Source organism: Mesorhizobium sp. YR577 (assembly GCF_900116595.1).
Lineage (GTDB): Bacteria > Pseudomonadota > Alphaproteobacteria > Rhizobiales > Rhizobiaceae > Mesorhizobium_M.
The window spans coordinates 324616-347911 of the sequence record NZ_FPBI01000003.1 but is presented as its reverse complement, the minus strand read 5'-3'; the positions used below and the strand labels follow the sequence as shown (position 1 = coordinate 347911).

Annotated in this window: 18 protein-coding genes; 11 read left to right on the top strand and 7 right to left on the bottom strand. The window is 64.8% G+C overall.

The genetic code is table 11. The features are described 5' to 3' along the window. Positions 1-125: 125 nt before the first annotated feature. The 5 genes from BM413_RS06840 to BM413_RS06820 all read left to right on the top strand — a co-directional run bounded on the left by BM413_RS06840 (position 126) and on the right by BM413_RS06820 (position 7157). Complete coding sequence (locus BM413_RS06840) at positions 126-1805, top strand: ABC transporter permease (protein ID WP_091911665.1); 1680 nt, start codon at positions 126-128, stop codon at positions 1803-1805. A 34-nt stretch (positions 1806-1839) separates the two neighbouring features. Then, positions 1840-2487 carry an ATP-binding cassette domain-containing protein gene (locus BM413_RS06835; RefSeq protein WP_091911663.1) on the top strand — a complete coding sequence of 216 codons (648 nt, stop codon included), beginning with the start codon at positions 1840-1842 and terminating at the stop codon, positions 2485-2487. After that, entirely contained in the window at positions 2484-5111 is a 2628-nt protein-coding gene (gene hrpB, locus BM413_RS06830; protein WP_091911661.1) for an ATP-dependent helicase HrpB, read from the top strand. Before BM413_RS06835 ends, hrpB begins: the two co-directional genes overlap by 4 nt. Before the next feature lie 39 nt (positions 5112-5150). Further along, a complete protein-coding gene (locus BM413_RS06825; RefSeq protein ID WP_091911659.1) occupies positions 5151-6476 on the top strand; it encodes an ActS/PrrB/RegB family redox-sensitive histidine kinase in 1326 nt (441 codons plus the stop codon). A gap of 117 nt (positions 6477-6593) precedes the next feature. After that, positions 6594-7157 (top strand): ActR/PrrA/RegA family redox response regulator transcription factor, encoded by a 564-nt coding sequence (locus tag BM413_RS06820; protein WP_091911768.1) that lies wholly within the window; start codon positions 6594-6596, stop codon positions 7155-7157. A gap of 257 nt (positions 7158-7414) precedes the next feature. Here the strand turns inward: BM413_RS06820 and BM413_RS06815 are convergent, their stop codons facing one another. Beyond that, positions 7415-7915 carry an MmcB family DNA repair protein gene (locus BM413_RS06815; RefSeq protein WP_091911657.1) on the bottom strand — a complete coding sequence of 167 codons (501 nt, stop codon included), beginning with the start codon at positions 7913-7915 and terminating at the stop codon, positions 7415-7417. 9 nt (positions 7916-7924) lie between these two features. Between BM413_RS06815 and BM413_RS06810 the strand changes: the two genes are divergently transcribed. Together BM413_RS06810 and BM413_RS06805 are read left to right on the top strand one after the other, a co-directional pair. Further along, entirely contained in the window at positions 7925-8692 is a 768-nt protein-coding gene (locus tag BM413_RS06810) for a hypothetical protein (protein ID WP_175544261.1), read from the top strand. Between the two features lie 310 nt (positions 8693-9002). Then, positions 9003-9623, top strand: a complete 621-nt coding sequence (locus BM413_RS06805) for a L,D-transpeptidase (protein WP_091911652.1) — start codon at positions 9003-9005, stop codon at positions 9621-9623. A gap of 221 nt (positions 9624-9844) precedes the next feature. Here the strand turns inward: BM413_RS06805 and BM413_RS06800 are convergent, their stop codons facing one another. From BM413_RS06800 to trpS, 3 genes are all read right to left on the bottom strand, one after another. Continuing rightward, entirely contained in the window at positions 9845-10420 is a 576-nt protein-coding gene (locus BM413_RS06800; RefSeq protein ID WP_091911650.1) for a NifU family protein, read from the bottom strand. Between the two features lie 106 nt (positions 10421-10526). Further along, entirely contained in the window at positions 10527-11018 is a 492-nt protein-coding gene (locus BM413_RS06795; RefSeq protein ID WP_091911648.1) for a universal stress protein, read from the bottom strand. 144 nt (positions 11019-11162) lie between these two features. Continuing rightward, positions 11163-12230, bottom strand: coding sequence for a tryptophan--tRNA ligase (gene trpS, locus BM413_RS06790; protein ID WP_091911766.1), 1068 nt, complete (start codon positions 12228-12230; stop codon positions 11163-11165). Between the two features lie 142 nt (positions 12231-12372). Between trpS and BM413_RS06785 the strand changes: the two genes are divergently transcribed. Continuing rightward, positions 12373-12654, top strand: coding sequence for a type II toxin-antitoxin system RelE/ParE family toxin (locus BM413_RS06785; RefSeq protein ID WP_091911646.1), 282 nt, complete (start codon positions 12373-12375; stop codon positions 12652-12654). Further along, complete coding sequence (locus BM413_RS06780) at positions 12629-12943, top strand: HigA family addiction module antitoxin (protein ID WP_091911644.1); 315 nt, start codon at positions 12629-12631, stop codon at positions 12941-12943. Before BM413_RS06785 ends, BM413_RS06780 begins: the two co-directional genes overlap by 26 nt. A 3-nt stretch (positions 12944-12946) precedes the next feature. Here BM413_RS06780 and murJ read toward each other — a convergent pair whose 3' ends face one another. Beyond that, complete coding sequence (gene murJ / locus BM413_RS06775) at positions 12947-14539, bottom strand: murein biosynthesis integral membrane protein MurJ (protein ID WP_091911642.1); 1593 nt, start codon at positions 14537-14539, stop codon at positions 12947-12949. Positions 14540-14888: 349 nt separating this feature from the next. Further along, complete coding sequence (locus BM413_RS06770) at positions 14889-17693, bottom strand: [protein-PII] uridylyltransferase (RefSeq protein ID WP_091911640.1); 2805 nt, start codon at positions 17691-17693, stop codon at positions 14889-14891. A gap of 185 nt (positions 17694-17878) precedes the next feature. On the opposite strand from BM413_RS06770, the gene BM413_RS06765 reads away from it, so the two are divergent. Together BM413_RS06765 and BM413_RS06760 are read left to right on the top strand one after the other, a co-directional pair. Next, the gene (locus tag BM413_RS06765) at positions 17879-19141 is read left to right on the top strand and encodes an Hsp70 family protein (protein ID WP_091911638.1); all 1263 of its coding nucleotides are present in this window, start codon (positions 17879-17881) and stop codon (positions 19139-19141) included. Positions 19142-19233: 92 nt separating this feature from the next. Then, positions 19234-20205 carry a small ribosomal subunit Rsm22 family protein gene (locus BM413_RS06760; RefSeq protein WP_091911636.1) on the top strand — a complete coding sequence of 324 codons (972 nt, stop codon included), beginning with the start codon at positions 19234-19236 and terminating at the stop codon, positions 20203-20205. Between the two features lie 286 nt (positions 20206-20491). On the opposite strand, the gene mutS is transcribed toward BM413_RS06760, so the two are convergent. Further along, complete coding sequence (gene mutS / locus BM413_RS06755) at positions 20492-23233, bottom strand: DNA mismatch repair protein MutS (RefSeq protein WP_348272891.1); 2742 nt, start codon at positions 23231-23233, stop codon at positions 20492-20494. Between the last annotated feature and the right edge of the window lie 63 nt (positions 23234-23296).

The window sequence follows — 23296 nt, the reverse complement described above, 5'->3', positions numbered from 1 at the left end:
CGGGGGAGAGGTGGCTCGGCGAAGCCGAGACGGAGAGGGGGTCGCGTCCAAAGCGAAACCCTCCGCATTCCAGACTGCGATAGTCCCGCGAAGCAGAGCAAAATACCATCACCTCAACCTATCCAATGCTCCCCCGCCTAGGCCCGCCGCTGGCGGTTATCCTCCTCACCGGGCCGATCCTCGCCGGGCTTCTCGGCACGCTGCTGCCGGCTTTTGGCTATCTGCCGGCGCTCGGTGGAACCGGTTTCACGCTCGACCACATCGGCGAACTGCTTGCCCGCCCCGGCATCATGATGTCGGCGCTGATCAGCCTTGCCGCCGGGCTCGTCACTGCCGCCATTTCGCTCGGCATCGTCGCGCTATTCATCGCCGGCTGGGCCGGCACGAAAGCCTTCTCGCGCATCCAGCATCTCATCTCGCCGCTGCTTTCTGTGCCGCATGCCGCCGCCGCCTTCGGCTTCGCTTTCCTGATCGCGCCGTCCGGCATGATATCCCGGCTGATCTCGCCCGGCCTGACCGGCTGGCAGCGTCCGCCCGATCTGCTCATCGTCAACGATCCGATGGGCCTATCGATGATGGCCGGGCTGATCGTCAAGGAAATACCCTTTCTTCTCCTGATCGCATTGGCGGCACTGCCGCAGATCGACCTTGCCCGCACGCGGGCGCTGTCGGCCTCGCTCGGCTATGGCCGCATTGCGGGGTTTATCCACGGCGTGTGGCCGCCGCTCTACCGCCAGATCAGGCTTGCCGTCTTCGCGGTCATTGCCTTTTCCTCCTCGGTGGTCGATGTCGCGGCCATCCTCGGCCCGACGACGCCGGCGCCGCTGGCCGTGCGGCTGGTTGGCTGGATGAGCGACCCGGAACTGTCGATGCGGTTCTTTGCGTCTGCCGGCGCGCTGCTGCAGCTTTGCATCACGGCACTGGCGATCATCATCTGGATCGGGCTTGAGCACATCGGCGCAGCCATGCGCGATCATCTGTGTGATCGCGGCCTGCGTTTTCGGCGCGATGCGTGGCTGGCGCGAGCGGCCCTCGTCGCCATGATTACCTCGGCGTTGACGATCTTCGCCGGGCTTGCGACGCTGGCCCTCTGGTCCTTCGCCGGGCTGTGGCAATTCCCCAACGCGCTGCCCGACAGCTTCACCGCTAGCGCCTGGATGAAGACCGCGCCGCGTATCGCAGCACCGCTGGCGACGACGCTGCTGGTGGCAACGCTTTCGACGCTGCTTGCCGTCGCGCTGACCCTGCTCTGCCTGATCCGCGAGGACGAGACCGGAAAAAGGGCGGGCCGGCGAGCGCTGTTCCTGATCTACCTGCCGCTGCTGGTGCCGCAGGCGGCGTTCCTGTTCGGGCTGCAGCTGATTTTCGTCGGCACGGGAACGGTGGCCAGCCTGCCGGCGCTGGTGCTGGCGCATCTGGTCTTCGTCATGCCCTATGTCTTCCTGTCGCTCGGCGACCCGTGGCGCGCCTTCGACCGGCGCTACGAGGCGGTGGCGGCGGGGCTTGGCAAATCCCGCGCAGCGACGCTTCTGCGCATCCGCCTGCCGATGATGCTTCGTGCCATCCTAGTTGCGGCGGCGGTCGGCTTTGCAGTCTCGATCGGCCAGTATCTGCCCACCGTGCTGATCGGCGCGGGACGGCTCGAAACCATCACCACCGAGGCGGTAGCGCTTGCCTCCGGCGGTAACCGCCGCATCATCGGTGTCTATGCCTTCCTGCAGATGCTGCTGCCGGTGATCGGCTTTGCGGTTGCCACGCTCGTGCCGGCGCTGATATTCCGGCATCGCCGCGCCATGCGCGTATGAGCGCGCGGTGCTGAAACTTAAGACCGGTTGGGTGATGGCCGAGAACGGGCTCTTTCTGGACGATGTGTCGATCGCGCTGAACGGGCACAGGCTCGTGGTGCTGACGCATCGCGTCGCGCCCGGCGAGGTGCTGACGGTGATGGGGCCGTCCGGTTCGGGCAAGTCGACATTGCTTGCCTATATCGGCGGCTTTCTTGCGCCGGCTTTCGAAGCCTCCGGCAAGGTGTTCTCAGACGGGCTGGAGCTTACCGCTCTGCCGGCCGAGGACCGGCACGTCGGCATATTGTTTCAGGACCCGCTGCTGTTTCCGCATATGTCGGTCGGCGGCAATCTGGTCTTTGCCATTCCGGCAAGTGTGAAGGGCAAGGCGGCGCGTCATGCGCTTGCCGAGGCAGCGCTTAAAGGTGTCGGCCTCGCCGGCATGGCGCCGCGCGATCCCGACACGCTGTCCGGCGGCCAGAAGGCGCGGGTGGCGCTGGCGCGTGCGCTTTTGTCGGCGCCGCGCATGCTGCTGCTGGACGAACCCTTTTCCAAGCTCGACGCCGAATTGCGCGGCCAGATGCGCGAACTGGTTTTTGCCAAGGCGCGAGCCGGCAGCCTGCCGGTGGTGCTGGTGACGCATGACGAGGCCGATGCCGACGCCGCAGGCGGGCCGGTCGTCCGCATCGGGAATGCGCGATGATCGCCTTGCCCGAACTTCCCGTCACGGCAGTGCTGCCGGCGCTGCTCGATGCTCTGGCGGCAGGCTCGAGCGCCGTGCTCGTCGCGCCGCCCGGTGCCGGCAAGACGACGCTGGTGCCGCTGGCGCTGCTCGACGCGCCATGGCTGCGCGGCGGAAAAATTTTGCTGCTGGAACCGCGCCGGCTGGCCGCCCGCGCCGCCGCACGGCGCATGGCACAGCTGCTTGGCGAGGAGCCGGGCGGCACCGTCGGTTACGCCATGCGCATGGAGAGCCGGCAGACGGCGCGCACAAGAATCCTCGTCGTCACCGAGGGCATTCTGGCGCGCATGATCCTCGACGATCCGGAATTGCCCGGCGTTTCGGCGGTCATCTTTGACGAGTTCCACGAACGCTCGCTCGATGGCGATTTCGGGCTGGCGCTGGCGCTCGACGTGCAGGGCGCGCTGCGCCCGGAATTGAGGCTGCTGGTGATGTCGGCGACGCTGGACGGCGCGCGGGTCGCGCGGCTGCTCAGCAGGGCTCCGGTGATCGAAAGCGAGGGCCGCAGCTTTCCCGTCGATGTCCGCTATCAGGAGCGGCCAGCCGGCACGCCGGTCGAGGATGCCATGGCGAAAGCGATCCGCGAGGCGCTGGTGGACGAGCCCGGCAGCGTGCTCGCCTTCCTGCCCGGCCAGCGCGAGATCGAGCGCACGCGCGAGCGGCTCGAGGGGCGCATCGAGGCCGACACCGATATCGTGCCGCTCTACGGCATGCTCGACGGCAAGGCGCAGGATGCGGCGATCAAGCCGGCCCCTGCCGGACGCCGCAAGGTCGTGCTGGCGACCGCGATTGCCGAGACCTCCATCACCATCGACGGCGTGCGCGTGGTGATCGATTCCGGCCTGTCGCGCCTGCCGAAATTCGAGCCGGCGAGCGGCCTGACGCGGCTGGAAACGGTGCGCGTTTCCCGCGCCTCCGCCGACCAGCGCGCCGGCCGCGCCGGGCGCACCCAGCCGGGTGTCGCGATAAGGCTGTGGCGCGCCGAGCAGACGGCGGCGCTGCCTGCCTTCACGCCGCCGGAAATCCTGGAGGCCGATCTGTCCGGCCTCGTGCTCGATTGCGCTGCCTTCGGCGTCGCCGATCCGGCAAGCCTCGGCTTTCTCGATCCGCCGCCCGCACCCGCCCTGGCCGAGGCCAAGGCGCTGCTCGGCGCACTCGACGCCATCGACGCCGACGGTCGCCTGACGCCGTCCGGCGAGGCCATGCGCAAGCTGGCCCTGCCGGTGCGGCTGGCGCATATGGTGGCGGAAGCGGCCGGCGACGGTCATGCCGGCGAGGCGGCGCAGCTCGCCGTTCTCCTGACCGAGCGCGGCCTCGGTGGCGACGGCGCCGATCTTGAGCGGCGGCTGTCGCGGTTTCGCGGCGAAAGATCACCGCGGGCGACTGCGGCAAGGCAATTGGCGGAGAGGCTGGCGAAGGCCTTACCCTCCCCCTTGCGGGGAGGGTCGGACCGAAGGTCCGGGGTGGGGGTGGCCGGGGCCGGGCTCTCGGCTGACGTTCACTCGCCCAGATCTGCTGCGCGGTCCGACCCGTCCCTCAAGGGGGAAGGTAAAGTTGGCGTGCTGCCTCTACCGACCCCCTCCGCCGCCTTCGGCGGCACCTCCCCCTCAAGGGGGGAGGGGAATGCCGGCGCGCTCCTCCTCCACGCCTGGCCCGATCGTGTCGCCAAGGCGCGTGGCGAGCGCGGGCGTTTTGTCCTTGCCAATGGCAGCGGCGCGGCACTCGATGCCGCCGATCCGCTGGCCGGCGAAGCCTTCCTTGTCGTCGCCGACCTGCAAGGCAAGGCGCAGAATGCGCGCATTTCCGCCGCCGCGTCCGTTTCGGAAGCCGATATCCGCGCCGCGCTCGGCCACCGCATCGAGAAGAGGCTGGAGACGGCCTTCGACCGCGACAAACGCGCCGTGCGGGTGCGCGAGATCGTGCGGCTCGGCGCTATCCTTCTGTCGGAGCGCATGCTGCCGCCGCCGACGGGCACTGACGCCGACCATGCCATCATCGACGCGCTGCGCGAGGATGGGTTGTCGCTGCTGAACTGGGGCAAGGAAGCGGAAATCCTGCGCCATCGCCTGCAATGGCTGCATCAGGGCCTCGGCGCGCCATGGCCCGATGTTTCCGACGAAGCGCTGATTGCCGCGCTGGACGACTGGCTGCTGCCCTTCCTGACCGGCGAGGCGAATTTCGCGCGCATTGCGTCGAGCGTGCTTCAGGCCGGGCTGATGTCGCTGGTGCCGCAGGACCTGCAGCGAAAAATTTCCGCACTTGCCCCGACGCATTTCGATGCGCCTTCGGGCAGCCATGTGCCGATAGACTATGAGGGCGAATGGCCGGTTCTGGCGATCCGCGTGCAGGAGCTGTTCGGGCTGGACAAGCATCCATCGATCGCCAACGGCACGGTGCCGCTGACGCTGGAACTGCTGTCGCCGGCGCACCGGCCGATCCAGACGACGCGCGACCTGCCGGGCTTCTGGCGCGGCTCCTGGGCCGATGTGCGCTCCGACATGCGCGGGCGCTATCCCAAGCATGTCTGGCCCGACGATCCGCTGGCCACGGCAGCCACCGCGCGGGCAAAACCCCGCGTCAAATAGCGCTTGGCGCACAACGCCTCTCCAGCGCATAAAGCCGGCATGATCAAGAAGCTGCAAACGCCCGATTTCCAGCAGACCCACCGCCTGAGGCTGAACACGCTGATCCGCCTGCGCTGGCTGGCGATCATCGGCCAGAGCGTCACGGTGATGTTCGTCGCCTACTGGCTCGATTACCCGCTGCCGGTGAGCCTGTGCTTTGCGCTGATCGCCTGCTCGGCCTGGCTGAACCTGCTGCTGACCTTCCGCTTTCCCTCCGCGCACCGCCTGCAGCCGCTGGCAGCACTCGGTATCCTCACCTTCGACGCGCTCCAGCTTGCCGGCCTGCTCTACATGACCGGTGGGCTGACCAATCCGTTTTCGCTGCTGATGACCGTGCCGGTGGTGATTTCCGCGACCTCGCTGCCGCTGCGCATGACCGCACTGCTCGGCGGCTTCGTCATGGCGATGGCGACGCTGCTGGTCTTCGTTCATCTGCCGCTGCCGTGGACGGCAGGTGCGGAGCTCGCCATGCCCTTCGTCTATGTCGCCGGCATGTGGACGGCGGTGATGTCGAGCATCGCCTTCACCGCCATCTATGCCTGGCGCGTTGCCGAGGAAGCGCGGCTGCTGGCCAACGCGCTCGCCGCCACCGAACTGGTGCTGCAGCGCGAACAGCATCTGTCGGCGCTGGACGGGCTTGCCGCCGCCGCCGCGCACGAACTCGGCACGCCGCTGGCGACGATCGCCCTGGTGGCCAAGGAGATGGAACGCGCGCTCGGCAAGGACACCAAGTTCCATGAGGATGTGACGCTGCTGCGCTCGCAGAGCGAACGCTGCCGCCAGATCCTGAAGCGGCTGACCAGCCTGTCGTCGGAAAGCGAGGAGCATCTGGCGCGGCTGCCGCTGACCTCGCTGGTCGAGGAGGTGATCGCGCCGCATCGCGATTTCGGCATCTCGATAAAGCTGGAGCCGGGCGAGCGCATCGGCGCGGAGCCGGTCGGGCGGCGCAATCCGGGCGTCATCTACGGGCTCGGCAATCTGGTCGAGAATGCCGTCGATTTCGCCGCCAGCGCAGTCACCATCCGCTGGCGCTGGGACGACCGCAGCGTCGTCTTCGAGATCGTCGATGACGGGCCGGGCTTCCCGCCCGAGATCATCGACCGCATCGGCGAGCCCTATATGTCGACGCGGCAGGGGCCGGAGTCGGGCGGGGGTCTCGGGCTCGGCCTGTTCATCGCCAAGACGCTGCTGGAACGCTCCGGCGCCACGCTTGCCTTCTACAATGCCAATGAGCGCGGCAAGGGTGCGGTGGTGCAGATCGACTGGCCGCGCGAAGTGTTCCTGAACCCCGGCTCGGCATCGTCCTCGATGTTCGATACCGCTTAGAGACCGTGAAAATAAAGGCTGTTTCGCCTGAAAGGACGGCGTTTAACCCTGCGCAGTGGCAAAACAGGCGTTACACGCTTATATTCGCTTAAAAATTAGACAGATGGATGGACGATGATGATCGCGGAAGAAACAGTTGATGGCAGCATTACCGGCGGCGACACCTCGCTGCTGATCGTGGATGACGACAAGCCGTTTCTGACCCGACTGGCCCGCGCCATGGAAACCCGCGGTTTCCAGGTCGAGACCGCCGAGAGCGTCGAGGAAGCGGTCGCCAAGGCGCGCGCCCATGCGCCGGCCTATGCCGTGGTCGACATGCGGCTAGCCGACGGCAACGGCCTCGACGTGGTCGCGGCGATCCGCGAGAAACGCGACGACGCCCGCACCATCATCCTCACCGGCTACGGCAACATCGCCACCGCCGTGACCGCGGTGAAGCTCGGCGCCATCGACTATCTGTCGAAGCCGGCCGATGCCGACGACGTCTTTGCCGCCCTCACCCGCACCGGCGGCGAGCGCGCCGCCCCGCCGGAAAACCCGATGTCGGCCGACCGCGTGCGCTGGGAGCATATCCAGCGCGTCTACGAAATGTGCGAGCGCAACGTGTCTGAGACCGCACGCCGGCTCAACATGCACCGGCGGACGTTGCAGCGGATATTGGCCAAGCGCGCGCCGAGGTAAGGGTTTCTTTCGCGCGCTTTCGGTAGCGCCTACGACGTAAACCCCCTCTCCGTCGCGCTTCGCCGAGCCACCTTGCCGGGGCGAGCCGTGGGTCTCGCCCGTCCTTCGGACCCCCGCTTTGCGGGGGCGAGGAACCGGCACCCGCCGAGGTCGCGGCGTTCCAGAACCTGGGTTCCTCGCCCCCATGAAATGGGGGAGAGGTGGCGCGCGAAGCGCGACGGAGAGGGGGGCGGCGTTGCAATCGCTCCCGCGAAAACTTACTCGCTCTCACCCTCCAGCGCCGGCACCGAAACACCCGCAAGCTCCGCCGCCAACAACCGCGCCGCACCGGCCCGCGCAATGCGCAGCATCAGCGCCTTGCGCGTCGCCGCCGCCATGCGGTGCTCGGGCGCGTCGCGCATGATCTCCGCGCCATAGCCGTCGGAGAGAATGAACCCGCATTCCTCGGGAAAGATTTCCGCCGGCACGTCCGGGTGCGTGGCAAAGAAGAACCGGTCCGAATGCAGCCGGTAGTCCGGCCATTTGCGGTCGACGCGGAAATCCTCGATCGACGATTTGATCTCGATGATCCAGATGTCGCCCTGCCGCGTCAGCGCGACGAGGTCGGCCCGCCGCCCGGTTGCCAGCGACAGTTCGGGCAGCACATGCATGCCCATCTGCATCAACAGCCGCTGCACCCCGCGCCGCACGATCATCGCACGCTCGGACTGGCGGCCATCGACAAGCGGGTTGACGGGAATCGGCAGGACAATAGGCATGGGGACAGTGTGCCACCGAATGTTCTCGTTTTGAACCTGTTTTTGGGAGGTCGTGTATTTAACAAATTCATCGACTCACATACCTTCCGCATCATGCCAAACGTGCCCGGACACTGCGCTGACTGCGATCTCGTTTTTGACGGGGCCGGAGGAATTCACATTGAGAATTCCTCCAATGTTACCATAAGGGGCACCAGCATGACGTGCCCTCAATGTGGGCGTTTGGCGAAATTGGCTGAAGGCACATTTAATGTGCATGGCGATCAGTTCGAACTTGTCTCAGGTCCGCCCTTGACTGCCGAGATTCTCGCTCGATTGCGCTATATCGGAGAACGAGCGCGCGCCGGAGAAATAACGCCAGAGACGGCCGTCCGCGAGGCCAAAGAACTCGACCCGGTGCTGGGTCGACTCTTCGAGAGATTCATGGTTCTGGGCATGCCTGCACTGACCGCCTTGATTGCGCTGGTTGGCATCTATTTGCAGCATCAATCGATCAAACTTCAGAAGGAAAGTCTTGAACTGCAATCCCAGAGTTTGGAATTACAACGCCAGGATAGCCGGGCTTCTGGCGACTTTTATCGTGATGCTCTGCAAATGCTAGACCAGCAGACGGCAACATTGGGGCAGTCGATCCACTCAACAGAAGCGAGAAAAAATCCTATGGCGGTAAGACCGAAATCTAATCGTCGTATGGAAGTGAACAAGAAACGGCGAGAAGAACTTCTGGAACGGCGAAGGGTGATTTCTCCTCGCAGGACTCGTGGTGCCGGTTCTTAGCCCGACCTTTGCGTTTGTAGACGCTTTCTCTGCGACATCCTCTATTGCCACACCGTGGACTTCCTCGCGATCTCTCTGGCGTAGCTTGTGAAATTTGCAGGCTCTTAGGCGTGCCAGATATTTTCCCCTCTCCACCCAAAACCCCGCCAATTCTGTTGCAAAAGCGCCACAGCCTCAACTTACCCGTGCGTCAAGCCCGCGCTGGCGGGGCCGTGCTCTTGGCAATGGTTAAAAACGCCCGTTAAGAATGAAGGCGAAAATGCGGCCCGAATCGGGCCGGCGTGGTCGGGTTGGAGCAGCGGATTTATTCATGCGCATGAAACCACTTTTCGTTGCGGCAGCCCTGGCGCTGACTACAGCCCTGGCAGGCTGCACTTTCGACGGCGGGCTCAGGACTTTCTCGGGCGACTACGGCACGCGCACCGACGCAGGCTACCAGCTTCCGACGATCCCGATCTACAAGGTGCCCAAGCAGTTCCATCGCCAGGTCGTGCGCTATGACACGGCGGAAGCGCCGGGCACGATCATCGTCGATACGAGCAACAAGTTCCTCTATTTCGTGCTGCCGGAAGGCAAGGCCATGCGTTACGGCATCGGCGTCGGCCGCGAAGGTTTCGAGTGGAAGGGCTCGGCGCGCGTGGCGTTGAAGCGCGAATGGCCGGTCTGGACGCCGCCCTCGCAGATGATCGGCCGCCAGCCCGAGCTCGCCAAATGGCGCCAGGGCATGCCGCCCGGCCTGACCAACCCGCTCGGCGCGCGTGCGCTCTATCTGTTCAACAAGGGTGGCGACACCGGTTACCGGCTCCACGGCACGCCGGAATGGTTCTCCATCGGCAAGGCAATGTCGTCAGGCTGCATTCGCCTGATGAACCAGGACATCATCGATCTCTACAATCGTGCCGAAGTCGGCGCGAAGGTGGTGGTGCTCTAAGTATTTGTTTTTACGCAGTTCCGGACGGAAAGCCGTTTCACACTTTTCCTGGAATTGCTCTGACGAATTAGGGGGCCGTCCGGAAAGTTGCAGGCTTTTCGGATGGTGAAAGTGGCGACAGACTGCACACGGACCGTCTCGGCAACACGGACGTCCAAAACAGGAAACCGGGCTTTTGGCCCGGTTTTTTGTTTTTTAGAGGTTTTTGGTGCGGCTAAAAATCAGCTGATCTGTTCGACCTGCTGAACCTCGGGCACGAAATGGCGCAGCAGGTTCTGGATGCCGTGTTTCAGCGTCGCGGTGGACGACGGGCAGCCGGCGCAGGCGCCCTTCATGTGCAGGAACACGGTGCCGTTCTCATAGCCGCGGAAGGTGATGTCGCCGCCGTCCTGCGCCACGGCCGGGCGAACCCGGGTGTCGAGCAGTTCCTTGATGGTGGCGACGATCTCGGTGTCTTCCTCGCCAAAAAACTCGCCACTCTGGTCGGCCTTGTCGGTTGCCGCCTGGCCGCCGACGGCCATCACCGGCGCGCCGGACATGAAATGCTCCATGATCGCGCCGAGGATTGCCGGCTTCAGATGCTGCCAGTCCGGGCCGTCCTTGGTGACGGTGACGAAGTCATAGCCGAAGAACACGCCGGTCACGCCCGGAATGTCGAACAGGCGGCCGGCCAACGGCGAGGCTTCGCGCGCAGCGTCTGCATCGCGGAAATCGGCCGTGCCTTCGAGCAGGACTTCCTTGCCGGGCAGGAATTTCAGCGTGGCGGGATTGGGGGTCGCCTCGGTCTGGATGAACATGGCCGCATCTCCGTGCGTATAGTTTGGAATAATTCTAAATAGGCTTTATGCCGGCGACATTCAAGCGAAACCGGTCGTCGGCAACCCTGCCGGACAGATGATTTGCTTAGGCCAGGCTTTCAAGGTCTTCGTCGGAAAGATTCTGCGGCACGACGGTGACGGGAATGGGGAAGGCGGCACCCTTGCCGGCAATCGAGGCAACCAGCGGTCCCGGTCCTTCCTTGGCCGCACCCGCCGCAAGCACCAGGATGGCGATATCCTGGTCCTCTTCGATCAAAAGATGGATCTGTTCGGCCGGCTTGCCCTCGCGCACCACCAGTTCCGGCTCGATACCCAGCGTCTCGCGCACCTTCACCGCATAGGTGTCCAGTGCTGCCTTGGCGGTGGCCGTCGCCTCCTCGCGCATGATCTTTTCGACGCCAAGCCAGTGCTGGAAATCGCCGGGCTCGATGACGTAGAGCAGCACGACCACGCCGCCGGTGCTTTTCGCGCGGCGCGAGGCGTAGGCCACGGCGCGCTCGCATTCCGGCGTGTCGTCGATGATCGCGAGGAATTTGCGTCGGTGTCCGGCTTCCCGGCTGAGACGTTTAGAGACCATTTTCCAACCCTATCGCGGGAAAGCCTGTTTCGGCGCAATCTGCCATTGGCGCCCGCCATCGGCAAGCGCCAGCATATGGCCCCGAAATGCTGCTGACATTTCGGGGGTCACTAGGCGGTTTGGAAGCAAGGCGCCGGCGGCTCGTCAGCTGCTGACGAGCCCGATGATCTCGCGCACCGTTTTCATGGTGGTCTCTGCAAGCTTGCCGGCGCGCTCGCCGCCGTCCTTCAGCACGCTGTCGATATAGGCGGTATCGGCCGAAATGCGGCGCATCTCGGTGGCGATCGGCGCGAGCTTGGCAACGGCAAGATCGGCAAGCGCCGGCTTGAAGGCGGAAAACTGCTGGCCGCCGAATTCGGCGAGCACCTGGTCCTTGCTGGTTTCGGCAAGGGCGGCATAGAGCACGACGAGGTTTTCGGCTTCAGGCCGGCCTTTCAGCCCGTCCGCTTCCGACGGCAGGCCGTCCGGGTCGGTCTTGGCCTTGCGGATCTTCTTGGAGATCGTCTCGGCATCGTCCGTCAGGTTGATGCGCGACAGGTCGGAAGGGTCGGATTTCGACATCTTCTTCAAGCCGTCGCGCAGCGACATGACGCGCGGCGCCGGGCCCTCGATCAGCGGCTCGGTCAGCGGGAAGAAGCCGTTCACCTTCTCCTCGCCCGACATCATCTCCACGCCGACATCGAGATCGGCGATGCGGCTGGAATAGTCGTTGTTGAATTTCTGGGCGATGTCGCGGGTCAGCTCGAGATGCTGCTTCTGGTCGTCGCCAACCGGCACATGGGTGGCGCGGTAGACGAGGATGTCGGCAGCCATCAGGCTCGGATAGACGAACAGGCCCGCCGAAGCGTTCTCGCGGTCCTTGCCGGCCTTTTCCTTGAACTGGGTCATGCGGTTCAGCCAGCCCATGCGGGCGACGCAGTTGAACACCCAGGCCAGCTCGGCATGCTGCATCACCCGGCTCTGGTTGAAGACGATGTGCTTCTTCGGGTCGATGCCGGCGGCCAGGAACGCCGCGGTCACTTCGCGCGTCGCCTTCATCAGCTCGACCGGGTCGGGCGCGATGGTCAGCGCGTGCAGGTCGACGACGCAGTAGATGCAGTCATGGCTGTCCTGCAGCATGACGAAGCGGCGGATGGCGCCGAGATAATTGCCGAGATGGAGATTGCCCGTCGGCTGGACACCGGAAAAGACGAGCGGCTTGAAGGCGGTCATTTGTGTTCCTCGTGGCTTGTGGAGGGCCGTTTCGCGCGCGGCGAAAATCGATGCGCGCTTATGAACGAAGGCGCGGATGCGATCAAGTGGCTTCAAATGTCTTCCGTTGCACCTTATAACGTTATGCGTTATATATTGAGTAATGATTGCAAGCTTCGCTGATCCCGAGACGGAGAAGATATGGAATGGTCTGCGAAGCCGCAGGTTGCCGCCCGACATCCAGAACAAGGCGCTGATCAAGCTCAGGCTCATCAATCAGGCGCGGCAACTGGACGATCTGCGCGTGCCGCCTGGCAACAGGCTTGAGGCCCTGAAAGGAGATCGCAAAGGGCAATTCTCGATCAGGATAAACGATCAGTGGCGCATATGTTTCCAATGGAAGGAAGGGCAGCCGAGCGATGTCGAAATCACCGATTACCACTGACGAGCATCTGCACAATCCGCATGCCGGCGAGATCCTGCTGTCCGAGTTCCTGGAGCCTATGCATCTGAGCCAGAATGCGCTGGCGCGCGCCATCGGCGTTTCGCCGCGTCGGATAAACGAGATCGTCTTGGGCAAACGGGCGGTGACCGCCGATACCGATCTGCGGCTGGCCCGCTATTTCGGCATATCGGAAGGGTTTTTCCTCGGTCTTCAGCATGATTTCGAGCTCATGGAGCAAAAGCGCCGGCTCGGTGACGAACTTGCCAAGATCCAACCGCGCGCCGCGTAGGCGTCACTCCGGTTCCGGCGCGGGCGGCTTTCCTCTCCCCCGCTTGATACTCCGCCGCAGCATGCCGATATCGGCGCCGCCGGTGCCGAAGGCGACGATGAAATAGATCAGCGTGCCGGCGCCGACCAGAATGGCCAGCGTCGCGGCCTGCGTGTAGACCGGCGAGGACGAGGCGAGGTAGGGCGCGAGCCACTGGATGGCGAAATAGAGCGCAAGGCCCATCACCGCTGCCGCCAGCACCAGCCGCGGGATGCGGGTCAGCAGCGGAAGATCGGTGCCCCAGTGGCCGCGCCTGATCAGCACGCCGAAGAGCATGGCCGCATTGACCCAGCCGGCAATAGCGGAAGCAACCGCGATGCCCGGCGCGCCCATTTCGGGAAACAGCGTCAGCGCGACGGCGATGTTCACCGCCACGGAGATCGCGGCGAAGATCATCGGCGTGCGCGTGTCCTCGCGGGCGAAATAGCCGGGCGTGAAGGCCTTGATCAGCACGAAGGCCGGCAGGCCGAGGCCGAAGATGGCGAGGATCGCGGCGACCGTCGGCGTGCTGTTGGTGGCGGCGAACTGGCCGCGCTCGTAGAGCACGCGCACGATCGGTTCCGACATGACCAGTAGGGCGGCGGTTGCCGGCAAGGTCAGGAACAGCGTGAACTCGACCGAGCGGTTCTGCAGATTGGCGGCCTCTTTCAGATTGCCGGATTTCAGCGCGCGCGCCAGTTCCGGCAGGAGCACGATGGCCACCGCCACGCCGACGACGCCGAGCGGCAGCTGGTAGACGCGGTCGGCCAGCGCCAGCGAGGAGACGGCGCTGTTCTGCCCCGACGCGATGGCTGTGCCGATGAGCTGGTTGATCTGGGTGATGCCGCCGGTGATGGCGGCGGGCAGTGCGAGGATCAGCAGGCGCTTGACGTTGGGCGTCAGGCGCGGGCGGCGAAAGCCGATCGAGATGCCGGCGTGGCGCACAGCGATCCAGACGATGGCGAGCTGCACCAGCCCCGCCGCCAGCACGCCCCAGGACAGCGCATAGCCGACGGTCAGGCCGTCATGACCCTTGTGCCAGGCGTTGGCCAGCACGCCGATGAGGATGAAATTGAGGAATACCGGGGCGATTGCCGCAGCGAAATAGCGGCGCAGCGAATTCAGCATGCCGCTCATCATCGCCGCCAGCGACATGCAGATGAGATAGGGGAACATGATGGTGGCCAGCGCCACGGTGAGATCGTATTTCTGCGCGTCGTCGGCAAAGCCCGGCGCGATGACGAAGCGCACCAGCAGCGGCATCGCCAGTTCCATGACGATGGTCAGCGCCAGAAGTGCGGTGAACAGGACGCCGAAGACTTCTTCGGAAAAGCGCTTGGCGCCATCGGTGCCGTTGGCCTCGATCTCCTTGGCGAAGAGCGGCACGAAGGCGGCATTGAAGGCGCCTTCGGCAAACAGCCGGCGAAACGTATTGGGAAACTGGAAGGCGGCGTAGAAGGCATCCGCAATCGGCCCGGTGCCGATCGCCGCCGCCATCAGCATCTCGCGGATGAAGCCGAAGGCGCGGCTCATCAGCGTTCCGGACGCGACGGTGGCGAATTTCTTGATCAGGCTCATGGGGTGGTCTCCCTCCCCCTCGAGGGGGAGGCGATTGCATGTGAAATTCGACCCCCACTCCGTCTCGGCTTCGCCGAGCCACCTCTCCCCCGATCGACGGGGGAGAGGAACCACACGGCCGCGAGGCTGGCTCCCTTCCTCTCCCCTTTTGAGGGGGAGAGGTGGCGCGCGAAGCGCGACGGAGTGGGGGTAGGCCGTGCCATATCCAATTGCCCTGCCGTCGAGCGGCCGGGTGGGGTCGGTGCGGCAGTGCTCGACGTTCCTTTGCGTCGAGCGCGGCGTCTGCCGACCCCCTCTGTCGCCTTTGGCGACATCTCCCCCTCGAGGGGGGAGAATAGCGGCGCGGCGCTCATTCCGCTGCCGCCTTGGCCTTGGCTGCGCGCTGGACGGCAGCCTCGCCGCCGAGCGTGGCGATCAGCCTGGTGCGGATGGTCTGGAGCCGGGTCGGGTTGTCGATCTTCTGGCCGGTCAGGTCGGTCACATAGAAAGTGTCGATCACCTTTTCGCCGAAGGTGGTGATGTGCGCGGACGCAATGTCCAGCGACAGGTCGGACAGCGCGCCGGTGATTTCCGACAGCAGGCCCGGCCGGTCGAGGCCGGACACGTCGATGACGGTGAAGCGGTTCGACAGCGTGTTGCGGATATCGACGCGCGGCTCGCGACGGAAGGCCTTGGCGCCGCGCTTCGGCTTGGTCCGCTTCTCGATCATTTCCGGCAGCCAGCTCTTGCCGGACAGCACATCCTCGATCAGCCGGCCGACGCGCTCGGCGCGGCGGCGCTCATCCTCGTCGCGGTCGAATTCGCGGGAAATAAGGATTGTGTCCAGCGCCCGCCCGTCGGAGGTGGTGAAGATCTGCGCGTCGACGATGTTGCCGCCGGCTGCCGCACAGGCACCCGCAATCACCGAGAGTAGGCGCGGATGGTCCTGCGCCAGCACGGTGATTTCGGTCACCGCCTCGAACTCATGGGTTTTCACCATGGTCGAGAGCTTTTTCTGCGCCGCATCGGCCTCGCGGATGAACTGGGCATGCCGGATCTGGTCCTTGAGATCGACAGCCAGAAGGTAGTTCTCATAGGGCAGCCCGACGATGCGCTTGCGCTCGTTCTCGGGCCAATCGGCAAGGGCCTCGGCCAGTCTTTCGCGTGCCTGTCCGGCACGCTGCGCCCGCGACACTTCGGAGAAGCCGCCGGTCAGAAGCAACTCGGTCTCGTAATAGAGCGTGCGCAGAAGCTGGCCCTTCCAGCCGTTCCACACGCCCGGCCCGACGCCGCGAATGTCGCAGACGGTCAGGATCAGCAGCAGCTTCATGCGCTCGACCGACTGCACCAGATCGGCGAAATCGGCGATCGTCTTGCGGTCGTTGAGGTCGCGCGTCTGTGCCGTCATCGACATGACGAGGTGGTTTTCCACCAGCCATGCCACGGTCTCGGTGTCGGCCGCCGACAACCCCATATGCGGGCAGAGACGACGGGCGATCCGTGCGCCGGCCTCCGAATGGTCCTCGGGACGGCCCTTGGCGATGTCGTGCAGCAGCACGGCGACGTAGAGCGCCTCACGCTTGTTCTTCAGCCCCGCCATCAACGAATGCGACAGCGGGTGGATTTTCTCGCCGTCGCCGCGTTCGATTTCCGACAGCACGCCGATGCAGCGCAGCAGATGCTCGTCGACCGTGTAGTGATGATACATGTTGAACTGCATCATCGCGACGATGCGGCCGAAATCCGGGATCAGCTTGCCGAGCAGGCCGGCCTCGTTCATGCGGCGCAGATTGAGCTCGGGGTTGCGGTCCGACGTCAGGATATCCAGGAACAGCCGGTTGGCTTCCTTGTTGCGGCGCAGGTTCTTGTCGACCAGCGACAGCGACCGCGTCAAAAGCTTCAGCGCGTCGGGGTGGAATTCCAGCCCGTGCCGGTCGGCGAACCAGAACAGGCGCAGCATGTTGACCGGGTCGCGCTCGAAGACATGATCGTCGGCGACGTTGATGCGGTGATTGTCGACGATGAAGTCGGTGGTGCCGGCCAGCTTGCGGCGGCGACGCGAGAAGGTCAGGAAGATGCGGTTGAAGCCCGGCACATGCTTGGCCTGCTCCTCCTCCAGACCGGCGCAGAAGATGCGGGTCAGGTCGCCGACGGTCTTGGCGATGAGGAAGTAGTGCTTCATGAAGCGCTCGACCGCCGACAGGCCGGGATGGCTGGTATAGCCGAGCCGTTCGGCGATATCGCGCTGGATGTCGAAATGCAGCCTTTCCTCGGCCTTGCCGGTGAGGAAATGCATGTGGCAGCGCACCGCCCAGAGAAAATCCTCGGCCTTGAGGAACTGGTTGTATTCGGCGCGGGTGAAAACGCCCTGGTCGATCAGCTCATCGCCATTGCGGACGCGGTAGAAATATTTGCCGATCCAGAACAGCGTCTGCAGGTCGCGCAGGCCGCCCTTGCCGTCCTTGACGTTGGGCTCGACGAGATAGCGGCTTTCGCCGGCCTTGGCGTGGCGGTCATCGCGTTCGGCCAGCTTGGCCTGGACGAATTCAGGGCCGGTGTCCTTCACCACTTCCTTGTCGAAACGCGAAAGCAGTTCGTTGAAGAGCTTTTCCTCGCCCCAGATGAAACGGGCTTCGAGGATGGCGGTGCGGATGGTGATGTCGCCGCGCGACAGGCGCAGGCACTCTTCGATGTTGCGGGTGGCGTGGCCGACCTTCAGCCCGAGGTCCCACAGCATGTAGAGCATGTATTCGACGATCTGCTCGCCCCACGGCGTCTGCTTGTAGGGAAGGAGAAACAGGAGATCGATGTCGGAACCGGGCGCCAGCGTGCCGCGGCCATAGCCGCCGACGGCCACCACCGCCATGCGCTCGGCCGATGACGGGTTCTTGGCGCGATAGACATGGGTGACGGCGAAATCGTAGAGCGCGCGGATGATCTCGTCCATGAGATGGGAAATCCGCGCCGCACAGGCCGTGCCGCCGCCATCCTCCATCAGCATTCTTTCGGCGACCGCGCGGCCGGCAACGCTGGTCTCTTTCAGCAGCTGCAGCACCTTGCCGCGCACGGCCAGCGACGAGCCATCGCCGCCGGTCTCGGCTGTGAGTGCCGTCAGTTCGCGGCGCAGGGTTTCGCCGTCGACCATCTCTTCGAGCTTGAGGGGAATCTTTGCCATGCCTGAGTAGAAGACTCGCTTTCCGGGCGGCGTCTATACCGCGTTTTTCCTTATGTGGGTATGGGGTGCGAAATCGTGGCGGGGCAAGCAAAAAAACCGGCCTGCAGCCTCGACATTGTCGCCCGCCTTGTGTAACCGCCTGTCTCCCCGCGCCGCGGCCGCAATCAAAGACAAGGAAGCACCCCATGAAACCGATCAGCGGTGGCATCGACTTTGGCACGTCCAACTCGACGGTGGGCGTCATGGATCAGGGCCGGCCACGGCTCGTGCGGCTGGAGAACGAGCATGTCACCATGCCGAGCGCGGTCTTCTACAATTTCGAGGACAACGGCACCTATTTCGGCCGGCGCGCCATCGAAGACTATACCGAACATGCCGAAGGCCGCCTGCTGCGCGCGCTGAAAAGCGTGCTCGGCTCGTCCCTCATCCACGAAAAGACCCGCATCAAGGCGCGCTATCTGGCGTTCTCCGACATTATCGGCACTTTCGTCGGCTATCTGAAGCAGCGGCTGGAGCACGCCGCCGATGGCGAAGTCGCCAGCGTCGTGCTCGGACGCCCGGTGCATTTCGTCGATGACGACGAGGCAGCCGACCGTGACGCGCAGGGCCAACTTGAAAAGGCCGCCCGCGCGCAAGGTTTCCAGCACATCGCCTTCCAGTTCGAGCCGATTGCGGCTGCCCTCGATTACGAGCAGAGCGTGCGGCGCGAGGAACTGGCGCTGATCATCGATATCGGCGGCGGCACGTCGGACTTTTCCATCGTGCGCGTCTCGCCAGAGCGGGCACGCGCCGTCGACCGCAAGGACGACATCCTGGCCAACACCGGCGTCCATATCGGCGGCACCGATTTCGACCGGCTCTTGTCCATGGCGCATCTTATGCCCGAGCTCGGCTACAAGACGCAGACCAAGGACGGCAAGCGCAACTTGCCAGCCGGCTATTTCTTCGACCTCGCTACCTGGCAGCGCATTAACCAGCTCTATACCGCCAAGGCGGCGACCGACCTGCGCCAGATCCGCTACGAGGCGGCGCGGCCGGAACTGGTCGAGCGCATGATCGACATCGTCAGCCACAGGCAGGGCCATGCGCTGGCCGGCAAGGTCGAGCGCGCCAAGATCGAACTGACCGACAACGCCGAGGTGTTGATGGATATTCGCCTGACCCACGAGACGCTGAGCGTGCCGATGACGCGCGCCGGCCTGGATGCGGCGATCGAGGAAGCCGTGGGCCGCGTCACCGCCACGGTGTCCAGGACTCTCGAGGACGCCGGTCTGAAGGCGGGGCAGATCACGACGCTGTTCCTCACCGGTGGCTCGACGGCGATCCCGCTGCTCAAGCAGAGCGTGCTTGCGCTTTTTCCGGGTGCAACGGTGGTGGAAGGCGATATGTTCGGCTCGGTCGGGCTCGGCCTCGCGCTCGACGCGTCACGGAAATTCGGCAGCGCCTAAAGCATGATCCCAAAAAGTTGCAGACTTTTTGGGGCAAGATCATGCTTCAGGAATAAGAAGGTCGTCCCGCCCCAAGAGGGAAACTAACAGGTATGGAACTTCCCGCGCCGCTTCGGCAGGCGGTCGATCAGGTTCTGGAAGGCATCCCGCTGCCGAAGCTGAAGCAGGCGGCGGACACGCTGTCGCGCCGCTATCGCGCCGAGACGCGCGACGGCAGGCTGCATCTTTCCGACGATCTCGCGGCGAAAGCCTATCTGGCGACGCGGCTGCCGGCGACTTTTGCTGCGGTTCGCGCCAGCATGGAGATGGTGGCGGAAAGCCTGCCGGACTTCTCGCCCAAAACCCTGCTCGATGTCGGCGCCGGTCCCGGCACGGCGTTCTGGGCGGCGCGCGATTGCTGGGACGGCCTGGAGGAGGCGGTTCTGGTCGAGACCAGCCCGTCCATCCGCGCGGTTGGAGCGGGGCTAGCCGGTCATGCTACGCCAACAATTGCGCGCTATGTCGCCGCCGATGTGAGCGGCGGTCTGCGCGATTTGCAACCCGTCGATCTGGTGACGCTGGCCTATGTGCTGGACGAACTCGACCCGGCAAAGATTGATCCGCTGATCGACCGGTTGTGGAGCCTGACGACGGGCACGCTGGTGATCGTCGAGCCCGGCACGCCGGCCGGCTGGCAGCGCATATTACGCGTGCGGGCGCGGTTGATCGAAGCCGGCGCGCATCTTGCAGCGCCTTGCCCGCATCAGGTAGCTTGCCCGCTGGTTACACCCGACTGGTGCCACTTCTCCCGCCGCGTTGCCCGCTCGCGCCTGCACCGTCTGGCCAAGGGCGGCGAGGTGCCGTGGGAGGACGAGAAGTATATTTTTGTCGCGGCGTCGCGTGTGCCTGCAGATGGGCCCGATGCGCGCGTGCTGGCACCGCCGCAGGCGAGTAGCGGCATGGTTCGGCTGAAGCTGTGCGAGGCGGATGGCTCAGTTGGCGAAAGGCTCATCACCCGGCGCGAGGGGGCTGCGTTCAAGTCTGCGCGCAAGTTGGACTGGGGCGATGGGATGTGGGTGGAGTAGGCTTGATGGCTGCTACGCTATGGTGGCAACCCAAACCACGTCTGCCGCATTCCTTCGCGCCCCCCTCTGGCCTGCCGGCCATCTCCCCCACAGGTGGGGAGATTAGCAGCTTTGCTCGCGCCGCCCTTTCTGCAACGCTGAAGGCCCACTCTGCCACGCTGCAGATTGGCGAAAGTCGTCATGAAGGCTGATCTCCCCACCTGTGGGGGAGATGGCCGGCAGGCCAGAGGGGGGCAACGTCGAGCGGCAGCTTGAACAATAAAACTGCAATCGAACGCGACGTTCCTCACCCCTTCCCCAGCATCTCCTTCAGCCGATACAACGCCTCCTGCGCCTGGCGTGGGGTCATTTCATCGAGATTGAGAGCCGCGAGCGCGCCGCCCAGCGCGTCGTTCTTCGCCGGGGCAGGCGTTTCCTTTTTCACCACCGCAGAAAACAGCGGCAGGTCGTCGACGAGGCGGTCGGCCTTCCCTGATGTCTCGCCGGCCTCGAGCTGGTGCAGCACGTCCTTGGCCCGTTGCACCACGGCGTCCGGCAGGCCGGCAAGACGGGCCACCTGCACGCCGTAGGAACGGTCGGCGGCACCCTTGCCGACTTCATGCAGGAAGACGACGTCGCCTTCCCATTCCTTGACCCGCATGGTGACGTTGTGCAGCCGCTCCAGCTTGCCGGCGAGTGCGGTCATCTCGTGGAAATGCGTGGCGAAGATCGAGCGGCAGCGGTTTTTCTCGTGCAGATATTCGACAGCCGCCCAGGCAATCGACAGGCCATCGAAGGTCGCGGTGCCGCGCCCGATTTCGTCGAGGATCACCAGCGCGCGTTCGCCGGCCTGGTTGAGGATGGCTGCGGTCTCGACCATCTCGACCATGAAGGTCGAGCGCCCACGCGCCAGATCGTCGGAGGCGCCGACGCGGGAAAACAGCCGGTCGACCACGCCGATGCTGGCCGATTTCGCCGGCACGTAAGAGCCCATCTGGGCGAGGATGGCGATCAGGGCGTTCTGGCGCAGGAAGGTCGATTTACCGCCCATATTCGGGCCGGTCAGCAGCCAGATCGCGCCGGCCTTGGCGCCGCCTTCCGGCGACAGGTCGCAGTCATTGGCGACGAATTCATTTGCCGCCGCGCGCCGCAGCGCCTGCTCGACCACGGGATGACGCCCACCGACGATCTCGAAGGCAAGGCTGGCATCCACCACCGGCCGGCACCAGGCTTCAGCAAGCGCCAGTACTGCAAGCGAGGCCGACACGTCGAGCACGGCAAGAGCTGCCGCTCCTGAACGGATCACGTCGGCATGGCCGACCGATTCCGCCACCAGCGTGTCGAACACGCCAAGCTCGATCGACAGCGCGCGCTCGGCGGCGTTGGCGATCTTGGTTTCCATCTCGGCAAGTTCGGTGGTGGTGAAGCGCATGGCGTTGGCCATGGTCTGGCGATGGATGAAGCGACCCTTGGCGTCGTCCGTGCCCATCATGATCGCCTGATGGTTGGCGGTCACCTCGATGTAATAGCCGAGCACATTGTTGTGCCGGATCTTCAGCGAGCGGATGCCGGTTTCCTCGATCAGGTCGCGCTCCATGCCGGCGATCACCCGGCGCGATTCGTCGCGCAGCGCCCGCATCTCGTCGAGTTCGGCATTGTAGCCCGAGCGGACGAAGCCGCCGTCGCGCTTAAGCAAGGGCAGTTCGTCGCCAAGCGCTGCCGTCAGATGGTCGGCAAAGCGGATCGGCAGCGCCGAGATCGCCTCCAGTGCCGCCGTCACCTCGGCGGGCGCGATGACGTCGGTGAACAGCGTGCGCAGCGCAAGGGCTGCTTCGAAACCCGAGCGCAGCGCGCCGAGGTCGCGCGGGCCGCCGCGGTTCAGCGCCAGCCGCGTCAGCGCGCGCGGCATGTCGGCCACGCCTTTCAGGCAGGCGCGCAGGCTTTCGGAGAGCCGCCGCTCGGAAAGGAAAAAGGCGATGGAATCGAAGCGCTGGTTGATCGTCTTGGGGTCGGTCAGCGGCGACATCAGCCGGTCGGCCAGCATCCGCGCGCCGGCACCGGTGACGGTGCGGTCTATCGCCTTGAACAGCGAGCCCTCGCGGCTACCGCCCATGGTGCGCAGCAGCTCCAGATTGGCCCGCGTCGCCGGGTCGATGAACAGCGTCGAGCCCGACTGCTCGCGTTCAGGCCGTGACAGCGGCGGGCGCTCGGCCTTCTGCGTCTTCTCGACATAGGCAACGATGCCCGAAATCGCCGAAAGCTCGGCGCGGGAGAATGTGCCGAAACTGTCGGGCGTCGCCACCTCGAAGAAACGGGCGATGCGGGCAGGTGCGGAGGCCGAATCGAACAGGCTCGGCGGTTGCGGGCTGGCGACGCGGCCGACGAGATCGAAGACCGGCTTCAGCTCCTCGTCATAGAACACCGGCTCGGCAATGATCAGCTCGCGCGGGTCGACACGAAAGATGTCGGCGAGCAGGTTGTCGGCTGAGGTTTCGGCAACGCGAAAAATGCCGGTCGAAAGCTCGATCCAGGCCAGCGCATAGCTTCCTTGGTTCCCTGTCGCGCTAGCGCGCTCCCCGCCTCTTGTGTCCGCTCCACCCTTCACCCGCCCCAGCGCCATCAGGAAACTCGATTCCGACGGCGCCAGCAGCTTTTCCTCGGTAATCGTGCCGGGTGTGACGAGCCGGACGACGTCGCGCTTGACCACCGATTTCGAGCCGCGTTTCTTGGCCTCGGCCGGGTCCTCGATCTGCTCGCAGACGGCGACGCGAAAGCCGAGCGCAATCAGTTTCTGCAGATAGTCGTCGGCCGCATGCACCGGCACGCCGCACATCGGAATGTCGTGGCCCTGGTGCTTGCCGCGCTTGGTCAGCACGATGCCGAGCGCGCGGGAGGCAGCTTCCGCGTCGTCGAAGAACAGCTCGTAGAAATCGCCCATGCGATAAAACAGCAGCGAATCCGGGTTCGCCGCCTTTATCTCGATAAATTGCTCCATCATCGGCGTGGCGGCTGCCGCGTTCAAAGCGGGCGAGCTGCCTTCGATGCGGATCGGCGTTTCGTCGTTCACTGTCTCATCCAAAAAAGAGCTTTGTCCTGCTTGGCGGTTTACAGA